We start from the raw sequence: 11,265 nt of genomic DNA, 5'->3' as shown, positions 1-11,265 counted from the left end.
GCGGCCCTGCGGCGGCGGGGTGCCGGCAACGTTCGCGCCCCTGAAAACCGGCCGTGCGCCGCTACGGGTCGAGACAGCGCACGCACAGCTGTTTCGCCTGGCTTGCCGGCAGCCCGCGGCACATCATCACGACCGGGCGTGCATGGCACGACGGCGGATCGGCGGACGCGGCGGACGAGGGCAGCCGGCGCGCGCGTTCGGGCGGCGTGGTGGCGGCCGCGTCCGTGCGGCGGCGGCGGTGCTCGGGCGGCGGCGTGTCGCTCGCGACGGGAATCGGTGCGACGCCGCCTTCGCGCGCGTTGAGTTGTGCACTGGCGACGACGCGGCTCACGTAGCCGCTCGAGAAGCCGGTCGTGAAGTTGCCGCTGTAGTAGCACGACAGCGCCGCGCGCAATGCGGCCTGCGTGGCGCGACCGGTGCCCGACGAGCGCGCGAAGCATTCGGTCAGGATCGCGCCGCCGGCCCGCAGGTTGCGGCACGGCTCGAACATCGTCGCTTCGTCGAGACCGTATTTCGCGAAATTGCGCTCGTTTACCTGCGCGAGGCCGACGCTGTAGCTGAAGCCGCGCGACGCGAGGTCGCGCGCGGTCGCGCGTGCTTCGTCGAGCGACGCGGGCTGGCGCGCCAGATGGCCGCCGACCACGCCGATCGCATACGGATTGAAGCCCGACTCGGTGCGCACGAGCGCGGCAAGCGTGTCGGGATCGACGTTCGGCGCGCATGCGCGCGCAAGCGGCGCGAAGCCCGTACCGCTGCCGGCCGCCGCTTGCGCACTGCGCAGCGGCAGGCACGAGAACGCGAGCGTGGCCAGCGCGCACAGGCATGCGGCGGCGGTTCGCAGGCGGTGCGCGCTCATCCCGCGCCCGCGACCCGGTACGACATCACGAGCCCGTGCACGAGCAGCGACCAGCCGTCGAGCGCGACGAACAGCAACAGCTTGAACGGCACCGAGATCGTGGTGGGCGAGATCATCTGCATGCCGAGCGCGAGCAGGATGTTCGCGACCAGCAGGTCGACGACGATGAACACGATATAGATCACGAAGCCGATCTGGAACGCCTTCGTCAGCTCGGCGAGCGTGAAGCTCGGCACCAGCACCAGCAGGTCGTCGTCCTTGATGCCGTCCGCGCGGTTCTTCGGCCACACCGAGGTCGCGGTGCGCACGAAGAATTCGCGATCGCGCTGCCGCGTGTGCGACACGAGGAAATCCTTGATCGGCGGCAGCGCGGCGTCGGCGAGCGCGCCGACGTCGGCGGTCGACAACTGCCCCGACGCATCGAAGTGGCGCGCCTGCAGCGCGTCGCGGATCGACATTCCGACGGGCGCCATGATGAACAGCGACAGGATCAGCGCGATGCCGTTCAGCACGAGGTTCGGCGGCACCTGCTGGATCCCGAGCGCGGAGCGCAACAGGCCGAGCACGACCACGAGCTTCGTGTAGCTCGTGACCATCAGCGCCGCGAACGGCGCGATGCCGAGCGCGGCGATCACCGCGATCAGCGCGACCGGATTCGGCAGGTTGCCCATCGTTCAGCGCTCGCGCGGCGCGGGTTGTGTCAGCGTGACGACCCGCACGCCGAGCTTCTGGCCGACCGCGATCAGGTGCCCGGTGCCGATCAGCATCCCGTTCGCGACGAGATGGATCACGCTCTGGTTGATCCCTTGCTCCAGTTCGATCACGGCGCCGGGCTGCAACGCGCTCAGCTCGCCGAGCGGCATCGACGTGGGCGGCAGCTCGAAGCGCAGGTCGACCGCGAGGCCGTCGAGCGGGCGCGGTGCATCGGCAGGCGGCGCGTCGTGCGTCGTCGCGGACGCGATGTCGGTGCGGGTCGGTTCCAAAGGCATCTCCCTGATTCGTTCGACGGTCAGCCGGTTGCCCGACGGCCGACCGGTAATCTCCCACGCCGGCGCGGCCGGCAGCCGCGCGACGCACAGCAGGTTCTGCTCGTGGGCTTGCCAGCGCTCGATTGCGATGATGTCGCCGCCGACGACGTCGGCCAGCTCGGCCGTCGTCAGCTCGGTACGGCCGATCTCGAACACGAGCGGCACGGGCAGGTTTGCGTAGGCCGCCCGCGCGTCGGCGGGTGCGGCCGGCGCGGCAGCGAAGAACACGGCGAGCGCATCCGGCGCGTCGAACAGCAACGCGCCATGGCAGCGCCATGCGGCGTCGGCGCGCCGCAGCTCGAAGCGCAGCGCGGCCGGCGACGCGCGCCAGGCGGGCACGCTGTCGGGCGGCGGCAGCAGTTCCACGCGCTGACGCGTCGCGGCCTGCAGCACGGCCGCGAGCGGCGCGCACAGATCGGCGAGCAGCGCCGCGCGGATCACGGCCGGCACGGCCGGATCGGCCGCGTCGCCCAGCCATGCCGCTTCCGCGACCGGATCGATCCACAGCGTGCCGGCGGCCGGGCCGACGACGAAGCGGTACGCGTGCGCATCGGCAGCCGGCTCGGCATCGACGCGCCAGCGCACGTCGTACGCGTGCTCGCCGAGCGTGACCGGAACGGCGCCGGTCGTGCCGTATGCGTGCGACAGCCCGCGCGCGGCGGCAGCGGACAGGCGCGGCAGGTAGGGCGACGCGTCGAGCGCGACCGCGGCCGGCCACGCGGCGAGCGGCACGGCAGCGGCGGGCATCGCCCGGTTCGCGGCATCGCCGGCGTCGGCATTCGTCAGGAACAGCGCAGGCACGGCGGGATCGGGGCGGATTCGGCGTTGGTTCGACGGGTTGTTCTGGGGCCGGTGGCGCTCAGGGGCGCGCGGCTGCTGCGTCGATTGTAGGGACGGCCATGGCCGCGTGCCGCGCCGGAATCCGTAGTCGCGCGCATCGCGGGACGCGCGCCGAAGCGCGGTGCTACGAAGCGTGACGACGCGGGCAGGCGACGATATGCGACGGTACGGCCCGCGACGGCGGGCGGACAAAAGCGACCGCCGCCCGGAGGCGGCGGTCGGGTCGCGACTGGCTGGCGGGCCGGGCGGCGTGCAGGCCGCGCCCGGCTGGCAGGCCGCGAGGCGCTGCGGATCGGCGCAGCGCGGTGGGGGGAGCGTGGCTGGCGCGCCGCGAGCAGGCGGCGCGCGGGTGAATCGTCAGGCGTAGTCGGCGGCCATCACGGCCTGCGGTGCCACGCGCAGGATTGGCGCCGCTTCGTGGCGCTCGACGTGCGTCATCGCCGCACCGAACAGCACGAGGCGATAGCCGACCGCGTAGATCGGGATGATCCGCAGGTTCTTGTCGTGATCGAGCTGCAGCTTCGAGCGGATACGCGAGATATGGGTGTCGAGCGTGCGCGACGACACGCCGAGTTCACGGCCCCACACGGCTTCCTGGATTGCCTGCCGCGGCACGACCTTGTTCATGTTGTCGAGCAGGAATTCGACGACGTCGAATTCACGCGGCGTGACATCGATGATCTTGTCGTCGATTTCGATCGTGCGGCGCACGAAGTTGATTTTTATGTTGTCGATGTACAGGTATTTGCAATCCATGGTGGCCCTCGCATGTCCGTAAAGGAGTGTTTGCGGATCCTGTGACGCAACTTCCGGGCCAGGGAGAGAATCGTCAGGTATCGGCGGGGGATCGCACGGCGCAGGCGGCGCGGCAGCCTTGAATCTAAAAGAATTTTTAACGGGAGGCGCGGGGCGGGTAGAAAAGGGGACAGGGCAACCGTGAAGGATTGTTACGTAGCATCGGCGGGCGACGTTACGGGCGTTACGTCGGGCGTAACGCGTGGGGGAGGCGGGAATCGTGGGCGGCGGAACGGCGTGGCGGCCGGACGGCGAACCCGACGTCGAACGCCACGGGATCGATGGGTTCTCTAGACGGATCGATGCGTTACGGGCGATTTTGCCGACATTGAACCCTGCGTCGGTTACGTCCGAAAAAAACGCCGGCCGCGAGACGTCTCCGCCCCGAAGCCGGCGTTCCGGCCCGCCATCAAGCCTTCGCGCTATCCGCCGAATCGAACGGCAGCACGTAATGCCGCTTGCCCGTCGCCGCGAAGATCGCGTTCGCCACCGCCGGCCCGATGGGTGCGACGCCCGGCTCGCCAACCCCGGTCGGGGCTTCGGCCGACGGCACGATATGCACCTCGACCTTCGGCATCTCCGCGATGCGCAGCACGTGGTAGCCGTCGAAGTTGCGCTGCTCGACCTGGCCGTCCTTCAGCGTGATCGCGCTGTGCATCGCCGCGCCGAGCCCGAAGCCGATGCCGCCCTCCATCTGCGCGGCGACGATGTCGGGATTGATCGCGATCCCGCAATCGACCGCGCACACCACGCGCTCGACCTTCACCTTGCCGTCCGCGTCGACCGACACCTCGGCGACCTGCGCGACATAGCTCTTGAACGCCTCGGCGACCGCGATCCCGCGCCCGCGGCCCTTCGGCAGCGGCTTGGCCGGATCCCAGCCGGCCTTCTGCGCGGCCAGCTCCAGCACCGCGCGCATGCGCGGCTCCTTCGCGAGCAGGTCGCGGCGGAACGCGTACGGATCCTTGCCTGCCGTGTGCGCGGCTTCGTCGATGAACGCCTCGACCGCGTAGGCCGTGTGCGAGCTGCCGACCACGCGCCACCACAGCACGGGCAGGCCCACCTTGGTGGTGGTGAGCTCGACCGACACGTTCGGCACCGCGTACGGCAGGTTCGCCGCGCCCTCGACCGAGGTCGCGTCGACGCCGTTCTTCACCATGAACGCCTCGAACGGCGTGCCGGCGAGGATCGACTGGCCGACGATCCGGTGGCGCCAGCCGACCAGCTTGCCGTCTGCCGTTAGCCCCGCGTCGAGCTTGTGGAAGTACATCGGCCGGTAGAAGCCGCCCTGGATGTCGTCCTCGCGCGTCCACTGCAGCTTGACGGGCTTGCGGTCCGCGCCGAGCGCTTTCGCGATCGACACGGCCTCGACCACGTAGTCCGACCACGCGTTCGCGCGCCGGCCGAAGCTGCCGCCTGCGTACAACGTATGGATCTGCACCTGCTCGGGCTTCAGGCCCGCCGTCCTGGCCGCGTTGGCCTGGTCGACCGTCTGGAACTGGTCGCCGGCCCAGATTTCGCAGCTGTTCGCCGTCAGCTTGACGACCGCGTCGAGCGGCTCCATCGGTGCGTGCGCGAGATACGGGAATTCGTACGTCGCGCTGATCTTGCGCGCGGCGCCCGCGATCGCCGCATCGGCATCGCCATCCTTGCGTGCCGACGTGCCCGGCTTGTCGGCGAGCTGCCGGTATTCGCGCATGATCTCGTCCGAGCCGCGCTTTTCGGCGTTCGTTTCGTCCCATTCGACCTTCAGCGCGTCGCGGCCCTGTTTCGCGGCCCAGAAGCCGGTTCCGACGACCGCGACGCCACCCGGCACCTGTACGACCGACACGACGCCCGGCACGGCCTTGGCGGCCGTCGCGTCGAACGACTTCACCTTCGCGCCGAAGCGCGGCGGGCGCTGCAGCAGCGCGACGCGCATGCCGGGGAAGGTGGTGTCGAGCGTGAAATGCGCGGTGCCGTTGGATTTCGCCGACGCGTCGACGCGCGGAATCTGGTGCCCGATCAGCTTGAAATCGGCCGGCTGCTTCAGTGTGACCTGGTCCGGCACCGGCAGCTTCGACGCATCGGCGACGAGCGTGCCGTACGCGGCCGTCTTGCCGCTCTTCGCGTGCGTGACGACGCCATTGGCCGTCGTCAGCTCGCCGGCCGGCACCTTCCAGCGGGCCGCCGCGGCCGAGACCAGCATCGCGCGGGCCTTGCCGCCCGCTTCGCGCAGTTGCTGCCACGAGTTCGACATGGCCGAGCTGCCGCCCGTACCCTGCATCGTGCCGAACGCGAGGTTCGCGTAGCGTTTCGCATCGGCCGGCGCGCTTTCGACGCGCACGTGCGACCAGTCGGCGTCGAGCTCCTCGGCGACGATCGTCGCGATACCCGTGTATGCGCCCTGGCCCATTTCGACGTGCTTCGCGATGACCGTGACGGCGCCGTCGGGCGTGATGCGCAGGAACGCGTTCGGCGCGAAACCGGCGGCGGGCGCGGTCGCCGCAAGCGCGCGGCGTCCGAGGCCGGCCCATTCGAAGCCGATGGTCAGGCTGACGGCGGCAGCGGCGCCCGCGGCCTTCAGGAACGTGCGGCGCGACGGGCGCACCGCACCGGTGTTGTCGAGTTCGATCGTCATGGTCAGGCTCCCAGCGTCGCGGCCGCGTCGTGGATCGCCGCCCGGATGCGGGCGTAGGTCGCACAGCGGCACAGGTTGCCGTTCATCGCGGCGTCGATGTCCGCGTCGGTCGGCTTCGGGTTCTGTTCGAGCAGCGCGGTGGCCGACATGATCTGGCCGGACTGGCAGTAGCCGCACTGCGGCACCTGCAGCTTGACCCAGGCGGCCTGCACGGCCTGCGCGGGCTTGCTTTGCAGGCCTTCGATCGTCGTGATGTGCTTGCCCGCGATGCCGGCGAGCGGCAGCACGCACGAGCGGACGGCCTGGCCTTCGAGATGCACGGTGCACGCGCCGCACTGCGCCATGCCGCAGCCGAACTTCGTGCCGGTCAGTCCCGCGTGTTCGCGAATCGCCCAGAGGACGGGCATCGACGGATCGGCGTCGAGCGTGACGTTCTTGCCGTTCAGGACAAACGAGGTAGGCATTTTGATTGTCTCCGTGGGGAAAACCCGGCATGCGCCCGGTCAGCGGGCAGTGTGCGCGAGCGGCCGGTTTTTGCGTCTACCCAATCCTGCAAATTTATTGAACAATCCTGCAAATCCCCGGCAGGCTGCGGGTGGTTTCGCTATGCTCCCGCGACATGGGGAAATCTATCGAGGAAGCGTCATGGACATGACCGATATCGTCGCGTCGCGCGAATCCGGGCGGCGCGAGCTGGCGACGCTGATCGGCCGTTTCGCGCCCGCGGACGGCTCGCATTCGACCGCCGTGCCGGGTTTGATGCTGCACCGGCACACGCGGCCGGTCGATCTCGGCTGCGGCGTGTCGCGGGCCGCACTCGTGATCGCCGCGCAGGGCTCGAAGCGCGTGATCGTGGCCGGCCAGGCGTACGAGTACGATACGCAGAATTGCCTGATTACATCGATCGACTTGCCGATCCTGTCGCGCGTGACACGCGCGTCGCCGGACGCGCCGTACCTGTGCCTGTCGCTGACGCTCGATCCGCAGCGCATCGTCGAGCTCGCGGCCGAGATGCGGCTGCCCGAACCCGACGCGGGCCCCGAAGGCGAGGGGATCGCGCTCGCCGAGCTGACGCCGCCGCTGCTCGATGCCGCGCTGCGGCTGTTGCGGCTGCTCGATACGCCGGCCGACATTGCGGTCGTCGCGCCGCTGATCGAAAAGGAGCTGCTGTACCGGCTGATGACGAGCGGGCAGGGCACGCGGCTGCGGCACATGGCGATCGCGGGCAGCCAGACGCACCGGATCGCGCGCGCGATCGAATGGATCCGCGATCACTTCGCGGAGCCGATGCGCGTCGAGTCGCTCGCGCAGGCGGTCAACATGAGCGTGTCGTCGCTGCACCATCATTTCAAGCACGTGACGACGCTGAGCCCGCTGCAGTACCAGAAGCAGTTGCGGCTGCACGAGGCGCGGCGGCTGTTGCTGCGGCAGGGCGGCGATGTCGGGTCGGTGGCCGCCGTCGTCGGCTACGAAAGCGCGTCGCAGTTCAGCCGCGAATACAGCCGGCTGTTCGGCGCGCCGCCGATGCGCGACGTCGTGCAGTTGCGGAAGAAGGAACTGCTCGGCTGACGGCAGGTGGCCGCCGCGCCGCCGCGCCGCCGGTCACCGGTCATTTCACCTGGCGACCACCGTCGCCTGCAGGAACGCCGGCGCGATGCGCCAGTCCGGCACATAGTGCGCCGGCCACGCGCCGGGCGTGTCGACCGCGTTGAAATACACCACGGCCTTCAGCAGCGGATAGCGCCACAGCGACCGCTGGAATTCGTCGAGCGACTCGCGCTTGCGCGCATTCGACCCGTCGACGCCGAGCTCCGTGACCATCACCGGCAGCCCGTAGTCGGCCACGCGCGCGTACTTGGTCCGCAGGATGCTCGCGGCGGAGGCGCGGCCGCCGGCCGGCCAGGTCGCGCAGCGCGGGCAGTCGAACACGGAGAGGCCGATGTCGTCCACATAGGCGCGGCCCGGGAAATAGTCGTCGAGGTTCCGGTTGCCGGCCGGCGACCACACGAAGCGGATCTGGCCGGTCATCGTGCGGCACGCGTTCACGACCCGCCGGTATGCCTCCACGTAGGCCGATGCATCGCCGATGGCCCACGGATAGCGCCCGGTGTCGGCCTCCATCTCGTGGCCCCAAGCGCACGAACACGGGGCCCTTCAACGCGGCGAACGCCGAGCAGGTGGCTGCGATCCGCGCGTCGTAGCGCCCGTGTGCGATATCGTCGAGCAGTGCGCGTTGCCGCGTGCCGCCGGCCGCCCACGACTCGACGGTGAGCATCAGCGAGCGGTTGCGTGCCTGCGCGCTCCGGTACGCATCGTCGATTTCCGCGCGGAGGTCCGGCGCGTTCCACGACACGAACACATGGTCGAACGCGAGATCCCGGCTGGCCGCGAGCGTCCTGTCGGGATCGTATGCGCCGAGTTCGGGCTGCTTCACCGGTTCGCCCGGTGCGGGCGCGGCCACGGCCGGCAAACCCGAGCGCCACATCATCGCCTGCCAGCCCTTCGGCGCGCGCAGCCCGATGCCCGTCAGCAGCATCGCGAGCGCGATCGCTCGCCGCGAGGTCGCTGCTGAAGCGCAGCGTGCCGCGTTCGACGTTGCGTGCGACGACGGCGTCGAGGCCCGGTTCGTAGATCGGCATGCGGCCTTCGTTCAGCGCGTCGATCTTGCCGTGATTGTTGTCGATGCAGACGACGTCATGCCCGAGATCCGCAAGGCACGCGCCGCTCACCAGCCCGACGTAGCCCGTGCCGACGATGGCGATCCGTACATTCATGGTGATTCCCCTGCGTGGCGTTCAAGGAAGCTGGCTCACTTGCCGGATTCGAATTGCAGTGCTTTCCGAAACCATGCCGCGGCGTGTTCGACCATCGGTTCGATCGCGGTGAAACGCGACCGCCAGCCGAGCTCGGCCGACGCGATCGAGATGTCGGGCCGGCGCTGGTGCGGATCGTCGATCGGCAGCGGCCGGAACACGATCTCCGATTTCGAGCCCGTCATCACGAGCACTTTCTCCGCGAGCGCGATCATCGTGAATTCGCCGGGGTTGCCGATGTTGACCGGCGTGCCGACGTTGCGCTCGGCGCTCATCAGGCAGAAGAAGCCGTCGATCAGGTCGCTGGCGAAGCAGAACGAGCGCGTCTGCTTGCCGTCGCCGTAGATCTCGAGCGGCACGCCGTTGAGCGCGCCGACGATGAAGTTCGACACGACGCGGCCGTCGCGCGGCGACATCCGCGGGCCGTAGGTGTTGAAGATGCGCGCGACGCGCACGTCGATGCCGTGCGTGCGGTAGTAGTCGTAACACAGCGCCTCGGCTGCGCGCTTGCCTTCGTCGTAGCACGCGCGCGGGCCGATCGTGTTCACGTTGCCGCGATAGGTTTCCGTCTGCGGGTGCACGCCCGGGTCGCCATAGATCTCGCTGGTCGACGCCTGGAACACGCGCGCGCCCGTCTTGCGCGCGAGCGCAAGGCAGTGGTGCATGCCGAGCACGTTGGTCATCATCGTATGGACGGGGTCGATCTGATAGGTGGGCGGCGACGCCGCGCACGCGAGGTTCCAGATTTCGTCCACCTGCAGTTGCGGCAGGCCGAGCGATACGTCGCCCTTCACGAACTCGAAGCGGCCGGTCGCTTTCAGGTCGGCGACGTTGAGCTTGCGCCCCGTCAGCAGGCTGTCGATGCACGTGACGGACGCGCCTTCCATGACCAGGCGCTCGCATACGTAGCTGCCGAGAAAGCCGGCGCCGCCCGTCACGAGCACGCGCTGACCGGCGCGCATCTCGAGCGCGACCCGGTCATTCATGGCTTTCTCCTTCGTCGATCAGCTCAACGAACCACACGTCGATTTGCTCGACGGCGGCGCGCACGCGCTCCATCCCGATGCATGGGTGTCGTTTCGGCAAGCGCCGGTTCGCGTGCGCTGATGTCGACGAAGCGCCGCGACAGGCGCTACGGTTTCGCTGACTACCCCGTTGAAGCTTGAACGACGCAAGCGTCGATCGATCGGTGGTGATCTTCATCGCCTTTTCCCCGATGCGCTGATAGACGAGCAGGCCGCCACCGTAATCTTGTGCCTTGGCGTGCCGCTCGGTGAGAGCCGGAGATCAGGCAATCGGCATGCCATGGACGATGCCGTCACGATGCGCACGGGCTCGGCGGCGCGATTGCCGTGCGATATGCGTGCTTCTGTTTCATGCGTGAATCGTGGGGACAGGAAAGCCGGCAGGCCAATTGCCGGATCGATGCACTTCGATACGACGAAACGCGTGATAAATCAGGCTTTTGCGGGAATGGCTTCGTCAAACAGGTGTTGAATTGAAATGTTTCATCAATGAGAAACGCGCCGATAAAGGATTAAAAACGATTCTCGAATGTGCAGCACATCGGGCGATTTGGTGCATGAAAGGTGGGGCGAATGAAAGTGAAAAAAATGATGCCCGGGATACCGGGGGGAGAGTTTTCATTTGTTTTAAATATTACGCCGGCATGCAAGTTTTCTTTTTTACGGCCCATTTCGACGCTCGAGCGGTTTGTGATCCTGTCGGTATTTTCACGGATGAATCAAATCCGTTTCGATCATCAGGGGAAACGCGTGTCGACGGCTTGCCGGAGGCGGCCGTGCCGGGCTCCCGGCGCCTGGTATCGGGTGTATCGATTCTCGTTTGTGATGGCCCGGGAGGGGGGCACGCACGCCTCGCCCCACGGTTTGCAGGCGGAAACGCCCGCGCCGCGGGCCCTGTGCGGCCGTGCGCTTCTCAAGTTTGAAACACTCGTTCACAGGGCCGTCCGGCGCAGGCCCGCGAGCCGGATTCGTCCGTCTAATCCGGCGATTGCTTCCCGTCGCTCAACGATCGCCGAGGGTGCCAAACCGTTATTGCGATACATTCCTGAAACAAAAAATGTCGTTCCTGGCGCTGCGTGCCGTCGTGGCGGCCATTTGCCGTGCGCAATATGCGGTGGAATATCGCGTGGCACGCTGCTTGCGGTACTGGACGCACCGGCGGGCGGTCGACACGAAGTAACAAAGAGGTGGGGCGGCAACTCGTCAATAAGCAGTCGGGGAAACGGCGATGAAGACCATAAGTGGTAGCTTGATCGGCGCGTACTTTGCGCATCAGTGGGGTAGTCGG

General features: G+C 68.2%; 10 protein-coding genes and 1 pseudogene. 1 reads left to right on the top strand and 10 read right to left on the bottom strand.

From position 1 onward, the window contains the following. Nucleotides 1-61: 61 nt before the first annotated feature. From B7G54_RS07720 to B7G54_RS07695, 6 genes are all read right to left on the bottom strand, one after another. Nucleotides 62-856, bottom strand: a complete 795-nt coding sequence (locus tag B7G54_RS07720; protein WP_085038551.1) for a lytic transglycosylase domain-containing protein — start codon at nt 854-856, stop codon at nt 62-64. Then, nucleotides 853-1,527 carry a type III secretion system export apparatus subunit SctR gene (sctR, locus tag B7G54_RS07715; RefSeq protein ID WP_039360892.1) on the bottom strand — a complete coding sequence of 225 codons (675 nt, stop codon included), beginning with the start codon at nt 1,525-1,527 and terminating at the stop codon, nt 853-855. Before sctR ends, B7G54_RS07720 begins: the two co-directional genes overlap by 4 nt. 3 nt (nt 1,528-1,530) lie before the next feature. Continuing rightward, a complete protein-coding gene (gene sctQ / locus B7G54_RS07710; protein WP_085038550.1) occupies nt 1,531-2,685 on the bottom strand; it encodes a type III secretion system cytoplasmic ring protein SctQ in 1,155 nt (384 codons plus the stop codon). Between the two features lie 396 nt (nt 2,686-3,081). Then, nucleotides 3,082-3,480, bottom strand: a complete 399-nt coding sequence (locus B7G54_RS07705; RefSeq protein WP_085038549.1) for a winged helix-turn-helix domain-containing protein — start codon at nt 3,478-3,480, stop codon at nt 3,082-3,084. A 448-nt stretch (nt 3,481-3,928) separates the two neighbouring features. After that, nucleotides 3,929-6,139: a xanthine dehydrogenase family protein molybdopterin-binding subunit gene (locus B7G54_RS07700; RefSeq protein ID WP_085038548.1), complete on the bottom strand. Its 2,211-nt coding sequence runs from the start codon at nt 6,137-6,139 to the stop codon at nt 3,929-3,931. 2 nt (nt 6,140-6,141) lie between these two features. Then, nucleotides 6,142-6,603 (bottom strand): (2Fe-2S)-binding protein, encoded by a 462-nt coding sequence (locus B7G54_RS07695; RefSeq protein WP_021162969.1) that lies wholly within the window; start codon nt 6,601-6,603, stop codon nt 6,142-6,144. Between the two features lie 181 nt (nt 6,604-6,784). Between B7G54_RS07695 and B7G54_RS07690 the strand changes: the two genes are divergently transcribed. After that, a complete protein-coding gene (locus B7G54_RS07690) occupies nt 6,785-7,708 on the top strand; it encodes an AraC family transcriptional regulator (protein ID WP_085038547.1) in 924 nt (307 codons plus the stop codon). A gap of 45 nt (nt 7,709-7,753) precedes the next feature. Here B7G54_RS07690 and B7G54_RS39600 read toward each other — a convergent pair whose 3' ends face one another. The 4 genes and pseudogenes from B7G54_RS39600 to B7G54_RS07670 all read right to left on the bottom strand — a co-directional run bounded on the left by B7G54_RS39600 (nt 7,754) and on the right by B7G54_RS07670 (nt 10,155). Then, complete coding sequence (locus tag B7G54_RS39600) at nt 7,754-8,260, bottom strand: glycoside hydrolase family 26 protein (protein WP_244289311.1); 507 nt, start codon at nt 8,258-8,260, stop codon at nt 7,754-7,756. 410 nt (nt 8,261-8,670) lie between these two features. After that, a pseudogene (locus B7G54_RS07680) lies at nt 8,671-8,913 on the bottom strand (2-dehydropantoate 2-reductase N-terminal domain-containing protein); the annotation flags it as partial. Nucleotides 8,914-8,948: 35 nt separating this feature from the next. Then, complete coding sequence (locus tag B7G54_RS07675) at nt 8,949-9,938, bottom strand: UDP-glucuronic acid decarboxylase family protein (RefSeq protein WP_085038546.1); 990 nt, start codon at nt 9,936-9,938, stop codon at nt 8,949-8,951. After that, nucleotides 9,931-10,155 (bottom strand): hypothetical protein, encoded by a 225-nt coding sequence (locus B7G54_RS07670; protein ID WP_244289284.1) that lies wholly within the window; start codon nt 10,153-10,155, stop codon nt 9,931-9,933. Before B7G54_RS07670 ends, B7G54_RS07675 begins: the two co-directional genes overlap by 8 nt. Nucleotides 10,156-11,265 lie beyond the last annotated feature (1,110 nt).

The sequence above is a fragment of the Burkholderia puraquae genome, assembly GCF_002099195.1.
GTDB classification, from domain to species: Bacteria; Pseudomonadota; Gammaproteobacteria; order Burkholderiales; family Burkholderiaceae; genus Burkholderia; species Burkholderia puraquae.
The sequence above is the reverse complement of the archived record's forward strand: the minus strand, read 5'-3'. Positions and strand labels throughout refer to the sequence as shown.